This window comes from Cyclobacterium salsum (assembly GCF_010119245.1).
GTDB classification, from domain to species: domain Bacteria; phylum Bacteroidota; class Bacteroidia; order Cytophagales; family Cyclobacteriaceae; genus Cyclobacterium; species Cyclobacterium salsum.
The window spans coordinates 1-16,206 of sequence record NZ_WNKG01000024.1 but is presented as its reverse complement, the minus strand read 5'-3'; the positions used below and the strand labels follow the sequence as shown (position 1 = coordinate 16,206).

The 16,206-nt window shown below is 44.5% G+C and carries 16 protein-coding genes; 5 read left to right on the top strand and 11 right to left on the bottom strand.

Annotated elements, in window-relative coordinates:
- Positions 1–562: 562 nt before the first annotated feature.
- A complete protein-coding gene (locus GJS45_RS23310) occupies positions 563–1,492 on the bottom strand; it encodes a hypothetical protein (protein ID WP_235954944.1) in 930 nt (309 codons plus the stop codon).
- Positions 1,493–1,552: 60 nt separating this feature from the next.
- Between GJS45_RS23310 and GJS45_RS23305 the strand changes: the two genes are divergently transcribed.
- The 4 genes from GJS45_RS23305 (at position 1,553) to GJS45_RS23290 (ending at position 4,384) form a co-directional block, all read left to right on the top strand.
- A complete protein-coding gene (locus tag GJS45_RS23305; RefSeq protein WP_162344301.1) occupies positions 1,553–2,629 on the top strand; it encodes an oxygenase MpaB family protein in 1,077 nt (358 codons plus the stop codon).
- Between the two features lie 150 nt (positions 2,630–2,779).
- Positions 2,780–3,082 (top strand): DUF2752 domain-containing protein, encoded by a 303-nt coding sequence (locus tag GJS45_RS23300; RefSeq protein WP_162344300.1) that lies wholly within the window; start codon positions 2,780–2,782, stop codon positions 3,080–3,082.
- Positions 3,067–3,453, top strand: a complete 387-nt coding sequence (locus GJS45_RS23295; protein WP_162344299.1) for a TM2 domain-containing protein — start codon at positions 3,067–3,069, stop codon at positions 3,451–3,453. The genes GJS45_RS23300 and GJS45_RS23295 overlap by 16 nt, the downstream gene beginning before the upstream one ends.
- Positions 3,440–4,384, top strand: coding sequence for a DUF4097 family beta strand repeat-containing protein (locus GJS45_RS23290; RefSeq protein ID WP_162344298.1), 945 nt, complete (start codon positions 3,440–3,442; stop codon positions 4,382–4,384). Before GJS45_RS23295 ends, GJS45_RS23290 begins: the two co-directional genes overlap by 14 nt.
- A gap of 79 nt (positions 4,385–4,463) precedes the next feature.
- On the opposite strand, the gene GJS45_RS23285 is transcribed toward GJS45_RS23290, so the two are convergent.
- The 10 genes from GJS45_RS23285 to GJS45_RS23240 form a co-directional block, all read right to left on the bottom strand.
- Positions 4,464–4,661, bottom strand: a complete 198-nt coding sequence (locus tag GJS45_RS23285; RefSeq protein WP_014020889.1) for a cold-shock protein — start codon at positions 4,659–4,661, stop codon at positions 4,464–4,466.
- A gap of 160 nt (positions 4,662–4,821) precedes the next feature.
- Entirely contained in the window at positions 4,822–5,859 is a 1,038-nt protein-coding gene (asnA, locus tag GJS45_RS23280) for an aspartate--ammonia ligase (protein WP_162344297.1), read from the bottom strand.
- Between the two features lie 104 nt (positions 5,860–5,963).
- A complete protein-coding gene (locus tag GJS45_RS23275) occupies positions 5,964–7,115 on the bottom strand; it encodes a lactonase family protein (RefSeq protein ID WP_162344296.1) in 1,152 nt (383 codons plus the stop codon).
- On the bottom strand, positions 7,102–7,485 hold the full coding sequence (gene mnhG / locus GJS45_RS23270) for a monovalent cation/H(+) antiporter subunit G (protein WP_162344295.1): 384 nt from the start codon (positions 7,483–7,485) through the stop codon (positions 7,102–7,104). The genes GJS45_RS23275 and mnhG overlap by 14 nt, the downstream gene beginning before the upstream one ends.
- Complete coding sequence (locus tag GJS45_RS23265; protein WP_162344294.1) at positions 7,478–7,753, bottom strand: cation:proton antiporter; 276 nt, start codon at positions 7,751–7,753, stop codon at positions 7,478–7,480. The genes mnhG and GJS45_RS23265 overlap by 8 nt, the downstream gene beginning before the upstream one ends.
- Entirely contained in the window at positions 7,750–8,229 is a 480-nt protein-coding gene (locus GJS45_RS23260; RefSeq protein WP_202928166.1) for a Na+/H+ antiporter subunit E, read from the bottom strand. The genes GJS45_RS23265 and GJS45_RS23260 overlap by 4 nt, the downstream gene beginning before the upstream one ends.
- Positions 8,230–8,241: 12 nt before the next feature.
- On the bottom strand, positions 8,242–9,750 hold the full coding sequence (locus GJS45_RS23255) for a proton-conducting transporter transmembrane domain-containing protein (RefSeq protein WP_162344293.1): 1,509 nt from the start codon (positions 9,748–9,750) through the stop codon (positions 8,242–8,244).
- Complete coding sequence (locus GJS45_RS23250) at positions 9,747–10,100, bottom strand: Na+/H+ antiporter subunit C (RefSeq protein WP_162344292.1); 354 nt, start codon at positions 10,098–10,100, stop codon at positions 9,747–9,749. The genes GJS45_RS23255 and GJS45_RS23250 overlap by 4 nt, the downstream gene beginning before the upstream one ends.
- Before the next feature lie 2 nt (positions 10,101–10,102).
- Positions 10,103–10,513 (bottom strand): Na+/H+ antiporter subunit B, encoded by a 411-nt coding sequence (locus GJS45_RS23245; protein WP_162344291.1) that lies wholly within the window; start codon positions 10,511–10,513, stop codon positions 10,103–10,105.
- Between the two features lie 3 nt (positions 10,514–10,516).
- A complete protein-coding gene (locus GJS45_RS23240) occupies positions 10,517–12,823 on the bottom strand; it encodes a putative monovalent cation/H+ antiporter subunit A (RefSeq protein ID WP_162344290.1) in 2,307 nt (768 codons plus the stop codon).
- 242 nt (positions 12,824–13,065) lie between these two features.
- Between GJS45_RS23240 and GJS45_RS23235 the strand changes: the two genes are divergently transcribed.
- A complete protein-coding gene (locus GJS45_RS23235) occupies positions 13,066–15,618 on the top strand; it encodes a phosphoenolpyruvate carboxylase (protein WP_162344289.1) in 2,553 nt (850 codons plus the stop codon).
- The last annotated feature ends 588 nt before the right edge of the window (positions 15,619–16,206 follow it).

The following is a 16,206-nucleotide window of genomic DNA, read 5'->3' as shown; positions in this document are numbered from 1 at the left end:
GTACTGGTGCGCCGCGGCGCACGGGAGAGTAGAGCCTGTCCCGACTCGTCGGGATCGCCGCCTCATTTATTCAAAAGCCCTTTGGTTTATTCCACAAGGGCTTTTTTTATGCCCAAAGCTGCAGAAATGTTCACCACAGATTACTCGGATCCGCACAGATAAGGCTCAGGGAGAGGCTAATATGTTCTTATATCCCTTATATGGTTCTTTTTTTTTAACCATATAAGGAATATAAGGGCATTGAAGGGGTCAGGAAAATTCTTATATGCTCTTAAATGCCTTATATGGTTCCTTATTTATTGCTGAAGAAAGTGTGCACCACAGATTCGCGCAGATTCGAACAGATAGTTTGGGGATCAGGAAAACTCTAATATGTTCTTATATAACTTATATGGTTCTCTTTTTTTTAACCATATAAGGGATTAAGGTCATTGAAGGGATCACAAAAAATCTTATATGTTCTTATATAACTTATATGGTTCCTCATTTATTTCCGAAAAAAGTATGCCCCACAAATTACACGGAAGGGTCTTTGGCAGGTGAATATACAACTAATACCAGTTTAGTCCAGACGGTCCAGGACTATTGCGATTTTTTTTGTGTCGGGGCTGATAGAAAGCCTGCTGATATCGCCGTAACCAGGGATCGTAAAGGTCCCTACTTTCTCCCATTCGATTCCTTTATTTACCTTTCGGAGGTATAATTCCTTTCCCCTGGCCATAAGTATATTGTTTTTATCTACCCAACAAAAGTCTTCCGATCCTCCCAGAGCTAGCCCCAAACTGGTAATTCCCCTTGTTTCTGTGTGGAAGGCTTTCAATTCGAAGGTGGTTTTTCCATCTACTACAATATTGTTGTTTTTGTCCAGGAATATAATTTCATCCGTTCCTGGCCGTTTTTGAATGCTTCTTCCAGTGTTTTGCGCAATGGTGTGAATGTCCTCCCGTCCATAAGGGAATACCAGACGGTTAGGTTCCCCTATAACGAACAGCGCAGCCGTTTCTCCATGCCATCCGTAATAGCCCACCGGCTGGATGTCATCATACAAGAGTTCAGGCTCCCCAAAATTGATGGGATAAAGCCAGACTCGTTGGCTACTGTCCTCCTCTACTGTTACGGTTGAAATGTATTGGCCGCAGCTAGTCAGATCGGGCGAAAACTCGCTCTTATCAGGGGTTCTGGTCATGTTGGTAAACTGCTCTTTTTCCCAGCTAAATAAGATGGCTTCTACATTGCCTGTATCGTCCTCGGATGAAAAAACCAATTGCGAATCATTAATGAATTTTGGTTGATTGTCATAGCGCTTACTATCTGTTACCTGTTCGATGGAAGAGGAAAAGACCTTAAATCCCAGAATATTTTTTTTAGCATCCACCAAAAATACATCGCTAGCTTCCTGACAAAAGGCAGCAGGCCCGAAAATGAACAATAGGGATAGTAGGGAAAGACTAAAACTTGTCTTAAATTTTGAACGGCTTGAATGGTACCACATACTAAAAAGCGGGTTAATATTTTATTTTAAACCAATTTACGAAATACATGTTAGATTTTTGTGAATAAAGTGGATTTGTATACCAGTGGAAATCTGGATCAATTAAGAAAAAGGCAGGATGCGCCTGCGGATGCCGCTGCAGCGGACCTTATCCAAGACCCGCAGCTGGTATCGGTTATCAATTCTTGGGATCTCATTCCTGAGACGCTTCCACCTGCTTTTCCTGATTCTTTGAAGTACTTTTTCAACGTTTTCATGTTGCCTCCTCCCGTGATTGATCCACACCAAATTCGGCAAACCCAGTACTTCTTTGAAAAAAACGCATCTTTGATATTGTCCTTGCTCGGATTTTATTCGTTACCCTATACCTATGCGTTTGCAGATGGAGCAGAGGTATTGGTTAGATCCAAAAAGATCCTTGATAACCCTGGGAAACGGCTGTCTGAAACCGCTTTGTTTGTACTGGAGTGTTACCGCCCTCAGGCTTTTTTAGGCGAAAATAAAGTGTTACTGGTGTTGGCTAAGGTCCGGTTGATTCACGCCCTGTCACGGTTATTTATTGAGAAATACGCTCGGGATTGGAATCCTGAATGGGGGATGCCGATCAATCAGGAAGACCTGCTGGCCACAAACCTCACCTTCAGTTTGCTGGTTTCCCGGGGGATGGAACGCAGTGGGGTGAGTGTGAGCAAGGAGCATCGCGAGGGTCTGCTCCAATACTGGGGGCTGATAGGGTTTTACCTGGGTATAGACCCTGCCTTTTTGCCCCATACTAGTAAAGAAGCATTCGAGCTGGAAAGGCTCATCCGAAAGCGGCATTTGAAATCCTCTCACGCTGGAAAAAGGCTGGTACAGTCACTTCTACATTTTTATCAGCAGGAATTGATCCGGCCTGAATTAGCGCCATTTATGGAGGCAATCGTAGCCTTTTATCTGGGTGAGGAACTAAGTCAGGTGCTGGGGCTTCGGAAAACCGCTTTGGTTCCCGACTGGATATTTCGGAATTTATCCACTAGTGGATTATTCAGTATGGGATCATCCCCTTCCCACTATTCACTTTTATACCGACAATTTATCGTTCAATCCGAAAAATCGATGGGTGCTCCCGTGTCCATTGCACTTCCACCATTAAAGTAAGTCCTTTTTACATTTTCTGCTTTCGCTACTAAAACTGCCCGAAATCGGCCGTAAAATGTCCCAAAATCGAACGCTCTATTTTTTCCAACGGCCTCTGGCTGGCCTATTCCTGCTTTTCAATCCTGGCATTCTATTCGTATATTTCCGCATATGCAACGCATACCTACCGGAATTTTAGAATTTCTCATTTGGACCATCGCGCTAGTAGGCTTGTACTTCTATGGGATGGGCGACGGACAGCACCACGGTCTATGTCCACTGGCAAACTTGGGAGTGAGCTGGTGTCCGGGCTGTGGATTGGGGCGCTCCTTACATTATTTCATGCATGGAGCGTTTCACACTTCCTGGGGCTGGCATCCATTGGGAGGTTTTGCTTTACTGGTGATTTTGTGGCGTCAGTTTGAATTATTTCTACTTATAAAAAAACAAATAAAATTATGGCAAACGTATTAAAGCATCTTCCGGAACTGGAGGGCATGGAATTGGGATACATTCAAGGAATTCTAAAAGATATGAATGACGAACAAGCAAGTCTTTTTTCTCAGGTATACAGGGCCCGGAGAAAAGATAGCCAGATGGTTTTGATTTTAACCCTGATCGGATTTTTTGGGTTTGCCGGTCTGCATCGCTTTATCCTTGGACAAATTGGACTGGGGATTTTATATCTATTGACGGTAGGGCTATGCTTTATTGGGACGATTGTAGATTTGGTAAACTACAAGAGTCTTGCATACGAATATAACTTAAAGGTGGCTCACGAAACGCTATCCCTAATGTCTATGAGTACTGATCTGAAAAAAGGGTATTCCGATGAGTCGAATTAAGATACTGTTTGGTGTTGCTGTCATGCTGATCCTTTCTATTGGCTGCAATCCCTTGCCCAAAGAAACGATAACTGATATAGACACCTCTTTTGAGGGAATCCGCAAAGTGATTGTACAGGGGGGAGCCTTGGAAATCAGCTATACCGGAGGCGACGATACCGAAAAGGTCTATTTAACGGCCTTCCTGGAATCAACGGATGCGGGTACAGAGGGCATCCACTACGAGCAGTCCGGGGATGAACTCATCGTCAGTTTTGATTCCGAAATGGATTTTTCATTTTTGTTTGGCAGGCAGGTTGATGGGTTTATTAGTTTGAAGGGGCCAAGGGAAATGGAGCTGGACATGTACAATTCTTCCGGAAAACTGGAGGTATACCATGTTCGGAACGAAAATATTAAACTCAGGGGCAGCTCTGGTAGTATTGATGCAAAGGATTTGGATTCACCCAACCTTCAGGTGAAAATTTCTTCCGGGAAGGCTCAGCTGGAAAATATCCAGGGGAATCTGGATTTGGAATTGTCTTCCGGCATGGGATCGTTGGATGGCATGAAGGGTTCCGTTAGATTTAAAGGTTCCAGTGGTCTGGTACAAATCGCAGACGTAGATGGCCTGGTCACTGGGGAGATGAGTTCTGGTAAGGCAGATTTATACAGGGTAGCTACTTTGGGTGAGATTTCGCTTTCTTCTGGAATGTTGGTAGCAGAGGATTGTGGATTAGGGGCAGAGAGCTATTTTTCAGCATCCTCAGGCTACATGAAAGTTACCACCAACACGGACCTAAGCCGGTTTAATTTTGATTTTAGTGTGGGGAGCGGCAGGTTAAGTATCGGAGATCAATCCAGTAGCGAGGATTTAGTTATTGACCATGGGGCAAGTGAAACGATACGAGGCAAGCTTCGATCCGGACGAATGGTATTGGAGGGTACTTAAGAAGGATAATTGGCAAATTCCCTGAAAACAAAAAAGCAACCCCTGAGGGTTGCTTTCTACTACTGATGTCAATGTTATGTTATGCGTTAACTACCTTCACATTCACTGCATTCAGACCTTTTCTTCCTTCTTTAAGATCGAAGGATACATCATCGTCTTCTCTGATTTCGTCGATTAGTCCAGAGACATGCACAAAATACTCTTTAGATGATTCGTCATCAATGATAAAACCGAATCCTTTGGATTCATTAAAAAATTTTACTTTTCCTGTGTTCATAATTGTAATTAATTGATTGTATTAATGGCAGTAAAGGTAATGATTCTTTTTGCAAAAAAAACAGTTGAGTAAAATTTTTTTCTGAAAATAAAAGATTTCTTAAAATGGTATTTTATACAAATTCGATACAAAATGTAATATCCATCCCTATTTAAAGGACTTATTTCATTAATTCTATACCCTGCTCGCGGCAGTTTTCCACCTCTTTTGCTGGCCAAATGCCTGATTGGACCTCTCCAATATGCTTTTTTCGTAAAAGAAACATACATGTCCTTGACTGACCGATTCCCCCACCGATGCTTTGTGGTAATTCCCCATTCAGTAGCTTTTTATGAAAAAACAAATGCTTCCTTTCTTGCTGACCTGAAATTTCCAACTGTCTTTCCAGGGTTTCGGCATCTACCCGAATTCCCATGGAAGAAAGTTCAAAACTATTTTCCAGCATCGGGTTCCATACCAGGATGTCTCCGTTCAATCCTTTATGGCCCTCAGAATTATAACTACTCCAATCATCGTAGTCAGGTGCCCTTCCATCATGTTTTTCCCCATTGCTGAGTACATCGCCAATACCTATTAAAAAAACAGCTTGGTGCTCCTTACAGGCCTGGTATTCCCGCTCTTTAGGGGACAGATTCGGGTACTTCCGGAGGAGTTCTTCGGCCTGGATAAAAGTGATTTTTTCAGGCAAAATGGGTTGAATAACAGGGAACGATTCCGCTATTGACTCCTCCAGTTCCTGGAATATACTGTAGATGGATTCAACAACCGCTTTGAGGTATTCTAGATTTCGATCCTTATCAGTGATCTTTTGTTCCCAATCCCACTGATCTACATACAGGGAATGCAAAGCCGAATAGTCTTCATCAGGCCTCAAGGCGCGCATATCTGTCAGGATACCTTCCCCATTTTCGGCCTCCAGTTCTGCCAGCTGCCACCGTTTCCATTTTGCCAGGGATTGGACCACCACAGCGGTGGCATCCGCCTGGTTTCGGATAGGGAATTTTACCGGCCGCTCGATACCATTCAGGTCATCGTTGATACCCGTGCCATCCATTATGGCCAATGGACAGGATATTTTAAATAGGTTTAACCGTTCGGACATCCTGACGGGAAACTTGGTTTTGATCAGGTCAATAGCCTTTTCTGTTTCCCTCCTGTTAAGTAAACAGTGGTAGTTTTGCTCCGTTGTGGCAGTCATTTTCTTGCTTTTACTTTTGGAAAAAACGTATCGGCGATGCCGAAATGGCCACAATAATAAGTAAAAGAATTGATACCCGGAAATATACCGACCGAATCACGGATCTACGGCAGGAAGTTTATGTAGACGGGTTTATGAATATCAAGTTGATGGTCGGTAATGGATAATAAGCCGCTTTTTGCATCCCGTTTAAAGGCAAGCAGGGTATTGGAGTTTTGGTTGCCTACCAGGACATAAGCTCCATCTGGAGTAATATTAAAGTTACGTGGCGCTTTACCTTCTGATGAAAGCGTTTGAATACGGTGCAAACCACCATTTTTACCTACTTCAAATCCAATAATTTCATTGGCATCTCCCCGGTTGGAGACATACAAGTGGTTTCCATCAGGGCTTAGCCGAACCTCAGCCGCTCCCACGGTTCCCTCAAATCCTTCCTGCAATAGAGAATGAGTTTCCAGGTGTTTTATTGTACCATCTTCATAATGGTAAACCCCAATTTCGGCCGTTATTTCATGCACCAGATACAAGCGGTCTCCCCTTTCGTTAAAGACCATGTGCCGGGGTCCGGCTCCTGGGGCGACCTTCAATCTGAAATAAGGAGTCTCTTCCAGGGGTTTTTCCTTTTGGGAATCAAAGTTATATACCACCACTTCATCGGTACCCAGGTCGGCCACCAACAATTTACCGTCCTTCGGATGAAAGACGGTTGAATGGACGTGCGGCTGCCGTTGTCGGCCAGGATTAACGCTACTTCCTTCGTGCTGCACTACCTGAACGGCCGGGTTAAGGTGTCCATTACTTTCTACGGGGATTACGGAAAAGTTTCCCTGCGAGTAATTACCTACTAGCAGGAATTTTTCTGAAGGATCCAGGCTTAGGTAGCAGGGGCTGTTTCCGGCCGCGGATACGGTATTGATTATTGAAATATCATTAGCGGATAACTGAAAGCTAGATACGTTTCCTCCCTCGGCACCGCTGGTTTCTTCTACCGAAAAGATTAGATTTTGGTCCTTGTTAGCGATGACAAACGATGGGTTTTCGGGTTCGGGAGCGGTAGTCAAGATGTCGAAACCATTTTCAGGACTGAAGCTAGCCAGGTGGATGCCTTGTTCGGGTAGGTCAGTATAGGTTCCCAGAAGAAATACATAAGTAGCAGACATATCTTGAGATTTATTTTCTTCTTCCTTTGTTTCGCTGGAACTGCATGCCAGGGAAAGCAAGAGGAGTGTGGCAACGGATAAGTTACTTCGATTCATTTTCTTTTTCGGTTTTCATGTCACTGGCCAATTCGTGACTTTTGGGATGGTATTTTCCTTTGAGATCATCCACTTTGGAATGTTTCCATAATTTCACACCAGTAAAATAGGAGGCTCGGCCAATCATGTGCGCACCCACAGGAGCTGTCAGCAGCATAAAAAGGATGATCGCTGCAACGCGTGAAGAAATCCCAAACTCATTAAAATAGGTGGCTGCGGCGACGAGCAGCAAACCAATACCCAGCGTGGCAGCCTTGGTAGTAACCGAAATTCTCAGGTAAAGGTCGGGCATTCGAACCACGCCAATGGCCGCAAGAAGGATAAACAAGGCACCCAGGGAACTCAAACCTATGATCCAATAATCACTCATTTTTTTCTCTTTTTTCTAAATAATAGGAAAAGGCTACGGTACCTAAAAAGGCAATCAGCGCCATGATCATCGCAATATCCAAAAACGCGGGCTGATTGGTATGAATACTGTAAATGGTAATGATCCCGATTCCGGTAGTCAGTAGCAGGTCAAGGGAAACCACCCGGTCAGAAAGGGTAGGACCTATAATAAATCGGATAAATATCAACATGGTGGATGCAGCGAGAATGGGCAGTATCACCAGGTATAAATAGTCGTTTACACTCATCTCAATATCTCTAATAACTTCCGTTCAAATCCATTTTTAATGCCAGCGACAAATTCTTCCTTGTCGTTTACGTACATCGCATGCACGTATAATACTTTGCGGTCATCTGACACGTCCAGGCTTAGGGTTCCGGGTGTCAGTGTAATCAAATTGGCCAATAAGGTGATTTCTAAATCCGACTTAGCCGTAAGTGGTATTTTGATAATCCCCGGTTTCATATAATAGCTGGGCGTCACCACGTCATAGGCTACCTGAAGGTTGGCCTTTATCAACTCGTAAAGGAAAAAGAAAATAAAAGCAATCAATTTGGGTCCCCTGTGAAAATACTTGTTTTCCCCACTGTTTCTGGATATCAGCCACAGCAGGAAAAAACTCAATAAAAACCCAAATACAAAATTTACGAATGAAAAAGTACCCGTGACCGCCAGCCAGATAAAGGAAAGAAGTAGATTGCTGAGAAATCTGGTTTTTATCATTTTTAGTGCGATTTAAGTTCCTAAAACGGCTTGTATGTAGGCAGATGGATCCATTAGATTCTCGGCGACGGTCATTGCTATTCGCATGACCCACTCCGCCCCGAAACCTATTCCCAAAGAAAGGATGGATAGAAAAACCACCGAGGCCAGCATCGCTCGCTTTTTAAGGGGTTTTAACTCATCAAAGTATTTGATATGCTCTTTCTTGGGCAATATCTGCGGATCTTTCCAGAACACTTCCGACCATAGTTTGGCAATGATGAATAAGGTAAGGAAACTTCCCAATAGTATGAAGCCAATCAATAAAATATTGGACGAGTCCATGGCACCCTGGATGAGCAAGAGCTTCCCCCAGAAACCTGATAGGGGAGGAATACCAACCAACGAAAACAACGGAATGGCCATCAGGAGACTCATCAGTGGCTGTTCTTTGTAAAAGCCACCTAGTAGCCGCATGGAATAGGTGCCCTTGATTTTGAAAATCAAACCGCTAACCATGAATAAATTGGTTTTAACCACAATATCATGAACCAGATAAAATACGGCTCCTGCCAGGGCAAGGGTACTGTATATACCAAGACCTGCCAACATAAATCCGATATGACAGATAATCAGGTAGCTGAATACTTTTCGGATATTATTTTGCATCAAGGCACCAACTCCTCCCGAGAAAATGGTCAGCATGGCCATAACGGTAATGACCGTGGTAAGAAACGTGTCTGGGACAAATATCAGCGTAAACACCCGCAGCATGGCATACACTCCTACTTTTGTAAGCAAGCCTCCGAAAATAGCCGAAATAGCCGGTGGTGGCGTGTGATAGGATGCCGGTAGCCAAAAATAGAGGGGGAAAACGGCCGATTTGATTCCAAAACCTACCAGGAATAAGATAGCGGTTACGTTTACCAATCCGCGGTTTTCTACCTTTGCCACTTGTAGTGAAAGATCGGCCATGTTGAGACTGCCAGTTAGCCCATAGAGGATAGCAATTGCCGTGAGAAAAACCACCGAGGCCAACAGGTTCATGGCCACATATTTGATAGCCCCTTCTAACTGTGCTTTCTCCCCACCAATGGTGATCAGCACAAAGGAAGAAATGATGATGATTTCAAACCATACATACAGGTTGAAAATATCTCCTGTGAGGAAGGCACCACTGAGTCCCATGATTAATAAATGCAGGATTGGGAAATAACCGAACCTGACCCGCGCATTGCGGATGCTGCCGACGGAAAACACACTTACGGCAAGGCCGGAGATAGCGGTGAGTAAAACCAACAAGGCACTAAAGGTATCGGCTACAAAGGTGATCCCAAAAGGAGCGATCCAACCGCCCGCCTGCATGGTCTGGATTCCCTCCTGATTGACTTTTATCAAAAGCGAAATACTGATCAGTAAGGCAATAAGAGACCCAACGACAGAAATCAGCTTTTGCAGGTTTTTGTTGGTCCAGGAAAACATCAACGTTACGGCAACAAAAAGCTGGAAAATGACCGGTAAAACAATATAGGGGTTGCTCATAAATCTTCGTCGGTTGCGTACATTTCGTCCAGATCGTCTGTTTTTACTACTTTATAGGCCCTTTTTATCAAAATAATGGCAAAAGCCTGCAGGCCAAAACTGATAACAATGGCCGTCAGAATGAGTGCCTGAGGTACCGGGTCTGCATAGATTTCACCCAACATCTTCTCGTTTGGGCCTATGATTGGGGGCTCTCCCTTCACGATCTTTCCCAGTAAAAAGATGAGTAAGTTGGCACCGTTACCTAGCAAGATCAACCCAATAATTAATTTAACCAGGCTGCGCCTCAGCATCATATAGATACCGGCGGCATATAATAAACCTATGATAATTACCAATAATAGTTCCATACTTAAAGCCCTTCAGATATGGTGAAAATAATGGTGAGGGTGACCCCGATCACTACCAGATACACGCCTGTGTCAAAAAACAAGGCCGTACCGACCGTACCGATAACCGGAACGGGCTGATCCATCCACAGGCCGGTCATAAAGGTTTCGCCTGTAAATAAAGGCAGGCTGCCTGCCAGCAGGGCCAGTGCCAAACCAACCGGCATCAAAAATCCGGGATGGAATTTCACGATATTTTTCGTGTTTTCGACTCCGTTGGCAAAGGAATGGATGACAAAAGCAATGGAAGCCATCAACCCGCCAACAAATCCACCCCCTGGAAGGTAATGGCCCCGAAGCAGAATAAATACTGAAAAGAGTAATAACAGCGGAAGCAGGTAGACGGAAGCAGATTTGAATATGATTGTCTTCATAGGTTATTCTTTTTCGGTACTTCTAAGGTGCAATTTCAATAGGCCAAAAACGCCGATTGCAGCGATGGCCAGAACGGTGATTTCTACCATGGTATCAAATCCCCGGAAGTCGACCAGTATGACGTTTACAACATTTTTACCCTTGCCAAGAAGGTAGGCGTTTTCCGCGTAATATTCAGTCGTTTCCTTGCTCAGGGATTCACTCATCACTTCCAGAGCCAATATACTAATCAGGGCACCAAAGATGAGTGATAATAATCCATCCCGAATCCGTACCCGGGTATCGGATAGCTTTAGGTATTTGGGTAAATTATAAAGGACCAGAACAAATAAAATGACCGTCAGGGTATCGATGGAAAATTGAGTCATGGCCAAATCCGGTGCTGAATAGAACAGGAAAATCAGGCAGAAGGAATACCCTACCACTCCCAGTGAAGCGACGGCTGCCAACCTGGATTTGGAGAAAACCGTAAATAATATGGCGACGGCCATGACCAGCAAAACCACCGCCTCGTAGAAGGTGACTTCGGTCATTACATCGGTATTGATCAGCAAGTCCACTCCTATAAACAAGCGGTAGGCCAGCAAAAGTGAAAGAAAACCAAGAATGGTGATCAGGTAATAGCGCAAATACCCGTTTTGGAAAAAACCCGTCCATCCTTTTCCCGCGAGCGCAAATCCCCGGGATATGCCCATGATGAGGGATTGCGGAGAAAACCGATCGAAAGCGGTTACTTTTTTCAGCAGGCTCTCGGAAGGTTTCAGTAGGAAATACAGTATCGTTCCCGATCCGATGGTGATCAGACTCAGAAGAAAGATCAAATTGAAACCGTGCCACAACTGCAAATGGAAATCGGGACGAGCACCCGTGAGGCTGCTCACCGCTGGCTTGATCAACCCTCCTTCCAATACCCCGGGAAACAATCCGAAAAGGATACCCAGGCCGGCCAGGATCAAGGGCGGAACATACATGGAAGGGGCTGGCAGGTGAACATTTTTAAATTTTTCAGGCAGTTTGCCTAAAAATGGTTTGATGCCCGCTACAAAACCAGCCACCAACAAGGCCACATTGGTAAGGATGGCCAGGCAGGTTAAGAGCCAGGCCAAATCTCCCATCCCCAGTGTCGCTTCGTAAATCAGATCCTTTCCTACAAATCCAAAGGAGGGGGGAATCCCCGCATTGGAGATAGCTGCCAGCATGGCGGCGATTCCTACCGGCAGCATGACCTTATTCAAGCCCCCTAGCTGCGTCACATCCCGGGTGCCGGTCTCGTGATCTATAATGCCCGTGACGAGGAACAGGGTGGCTTTGTAAAGCGCATGAACCAAGATAAAAATCGAGGCAGCTAGTAGGGCGTCGGGGGAACCCAGTCCGATGAGAAAAACCAGTATTCCCAGCGCAGAAATGGTCGAGTAAGCCAGAATTCCTTTTAAATCAATTCGGAACAGGGCATGGATAGCAGCATATACCATGGTAAGCGCTCCAACGATGATCAACGTTCCGTTCCACCATTCGTGATTCCCTAAAACGGGGGTAAATCGCGCCAAAAGGTAGACACCGGCTTTTACCATGGTGGCAGAGTGCAGGTAGGTCGAAACGGGAGTAGGTGCCTTCATGGCCCCCGGTAACCAAAAGTGAAAGGGGAATTGGGCGGATTTGGTAAAGGCCGCTATAAATAAAAAGAATAAGACCCAACCGTACAATGAGTGGTCTTTGATGGCATCAGCCATTGGAGCCATAGCCGAAATCTGGTAGGCATCGGTTATCTGTCCCAATCCGACCATGGCGGCCAATAGAAACAAGCCTCCGAAACCGGTAATAGCCAACGCCGTCAGGGCCGATTTTCGGGAATCCTCCTTATCGTTATTAAATCCGATCAGAAAAAAGGAACTGATACTGGTTAGCTCCCAAAATAAGAAAAGGGTGTAGATATTGTCAGAAAGGACCAGCCCCAGCATGGAAGCCATGAATAAAGACAAGTAAGCATAAAACCGATCCAGGTAGTGGTGGCCCTTCAGGTAGGCAGAAGTATAGACAAAAACCAAGGTGCCTACCCCACTGATCAATAATACAAACAACAGGGACAAACCGTCCAGGTAGAAATCCAGATTGATTCCCAGGGAAGGGACCCATTGGTAACTGGTTTTTATGGGATTGCCAGCTAGTATTTCCGGAATTTTGGAAAGGAAGTATATAAATAGGGTTAAGGGCAACAATGCCACCCATAGCGTTGAAATGGATTTTAGCCGACCGAGGATAATAGGTATAAGTAAAGCAAAAATAAATCCCGAGATTACTGCGGTTAACATCAGCGCTGGTTTATGGAGGTTGATTTTCGAAAGCCTAAAATACAAAAAATCTTGGATAGGACAGCCTACTGGCAGGTGATTCTAAGTTCGGCCCGAGAGAAGGTGGAGTAATATCCTGATTGTAAGTAAAATAAATAAAAAACCCTTTTGTCCATGTAAAATTTAAGATGATATAGGTGTATAGAAAGAAAAAAATGTGCATTTTTGAGTAATTCGAAAGATTAAAATTAATCCCATTTACCATGGCAAACATTTACGAGACTGAAGTTGCTAAGCGCTTTACGATCTATAACAGTCTGTTTTTAGACCTTCCCTTTGACCAAATATACCGAACGGGTACCCTGTTACCCATCTTATCTGAGGCTTGTCAAAATGGCTTTCAGAAAAACAAATCCCCAAAGGAAATTATACAGCAGTTTTTTGAGGAGCTGATGGCGGATAAACCCGAAGCCGACCGGCACGACCTGCTCTTCAAAATGGTGCAATACATTGAGCGGCAGGTGGTGTTGTTTGATTCCATAGAGGATGCTGCTTACGAAAAATTTAATGATATCAGGGGAAAAGGCACCATGACGGCGCTCATTTCAAGAGCCGAAAACGATCACAAGCGGGAGGAGTTGATCGAAAAGCTGAAGAACTTCTCCGTTCGGCTGACCCTTACCGCTCACCCTACTCAGTTTTACCCGGGAAATGTGCTGGCAATCATTACTGATTTGGAACAGGCCATCCGTAAAAACGACCTGGGCGATATTGACCTGCTATTAAGGCAATTGGGAAAAACGGCCTTTATTAACAAAGAAAAACCCTCTCCCTACGAAGAGGCCGTAAGTTTGACCTGGTTTTTAGAATACGTATTTTATCCGAGCATTTCGGATATCATGATTCGGATCCTTAACCAATTGAATATTCCACTGCACGATTGGGAAAACCCCAACCTGCTGAAGGTGGGATTTTGGCCGGGAGGAGACCGGGACGGAAACCCCTATGTGACCCATGACATTACCAAAAAAGTAGCCGACAAGCTTCAAAACAGTATTTTGAAGTGTTACTATAGAGATATTCGAAAAGTAAGAAGAAGGCTGACCTTCCACAATGTGGAAAGTCACCTGATCAAGGCGGAAAGGGGGATTTACAACACCCTGTTTAGCGGAGGCGGGGAAATGTTCCACTCTAAAGACGACCTGCTGGAGGTGCTTTATCAGGCGAGAAAGGGAATCATTGAAGACCATGGAGGACTTTCGCTGGAATTGCTGGATGAGTTTATCCTGAAAGTGCGGGTTTTTGGCTTCCATTTCGCCAGCATGGATGTGCGACAGGACAGCAGAAAGCACGACAGCTTATGGGATGCCATCATTGGTGAAAAGGAAGGGGAATCAGGCTTGAAATCCTACCACGAAGGAGGTGAGGAGAGCAAGATCCAAAAAGTGCTCAGCACTTCCAAGTTACCCGCCATCGATACATTGGAAGACCCTTTTCACAGGGAAATGCTGCAGAGCATCGAATCCATCGCCTACATACAAAAAAGCAATGGCCCGATGGGTTGTCACCGGTACATCATCTCCAATAACCAATCCGTGCTTCATATCATGGAGGTGTTTCAGCTTAATAAACTGCTCCTTGCCAGAGGAGGGGATTTATTTTTGGATATCGTTCCCTTATTTGAAACCATCGATGATTTGGCCGCAGCTCCGGGGGTGATGAGATCCTTATACCACAATAAAATATACAGAGATCATTTAAAGCATCGTGGGGATAAGCAGACCATTATGCTTGGCTTTTCGGATGGCACCAAAGATGGCGGATACATACGGGCCAACTGGTCCATTTTACGCGCCAAGGAAGAATTGACCCTTGTGGCCAGAGAGGAAGGAATTGATGTGGTCTTCTTTGACGGCAGGGGAGGGCCACCCGCACGAGGTGGTGGAAACACCCATAATTTCTATGCCTCGCTGGGACCGAACGTGGAAAACCGGGAAATCCAGATCACCATACAGGGACAAACCATCAGTGCCAATTACGGCAAACCGGTAAGTTGCTCCTATAACCTGGAGCAACTCCTGAGTGCAGGAATGGAAAGTCACCTGTATCCTTCCAGCGAAAATAGTCTGACAGAAACGCAGAAGGAGCTGATCGAAGAAATGGCAGATATCAGTTACAATGCTTATAAGGAACTAAAAAATCATCCCCAGTTCGTCCCTTACCTGGAAAAAGTCACTCCGCTGAAATTCTTCGGTATGACCAATATCGGCTCCCGGCCTGTGAAAAGGAGTAAAGGTGGCAGCATGAAATTTGAAGACCTGCGGGCCATTCCATTTGTAGGTGCCTGGGCGCAGATGAAGCAGAATATCCCCGGATTCTTCGGAGTAGGAAAGGCCATTGAGGAAATGGAGAAAAGAGGAAAATTGAAAGAGGTGCAGCAACTGTACAAAGACTCCTTGTTTTTCCGGTCCTTGCTGGGGAATTCCATGCAATCGCTGGCCAAGGCCTTTTACCCAGCTACGGCTTACCTGAAAGAAGACGAGCAATTTGGAGGTTTTTGGGATCTAATGTACGGGGAGTACCAACTTTCCTACGAAAAAATCCTGAAAGTAGCCGGTATGAACAGCCTGCTGGAGGATAGTCCGCTGAGTAAGGAATCAATCGGTATCCGGGAAAAAATCGTGTTGCCGCTGATTACCATTCAGCAATATGCGATACAAACCATCCTGGAAAAAGGCAAAGAAGATACGGCTTTACAAAAGCTTATTCTACGAACCATGTTTGGTATCATCAATGCAGCCCGAAACGCTGCCTGATCCACCCATTCAGCATACGTTAACAGCCTATGGAAGTATTTCCGTAGGCTGTTTTTTTTACTACATGAGGCATATAAGTTCACCTAAGCTTATTCGAGACACCTTCTATGTTCTTATATCCCTTATATGGTTCTATTTTAAATCCTATAAGGCATGTAAGTGCATGCAAGTATGTACGCGCTCCCTTCCATATTCTTATATCCCTTATATGGTTCAATTTTTTAAATCCTATAAGGCATGTAAGTGCACATAAGTATTTTCGCGCACCCTTCCATGTTCTTATATCCCTTATATGGTTCAATTTTTTAAATCCTATAAGGCATGTAAGTGCACATAAGTATTTTCGCGCACCCTTCCATGTTCTTATATCCCTTATATGGTTCAATATTTTAAATCCTATAAGGCATGTAAGTGCACATAAGTATTTTCGCGCACCCTTCCATGTTCTTATATCCCTTATATGGTTCAATATTTTAAATCCTATAAGGCATGTAAGTGCACATAAGTATTTTCGCGCACCCTTCCATGTTCTTATATCCCTTATATGGTTCAATATTTTAAATCCTATAAGGCATGTAAGTGCACATA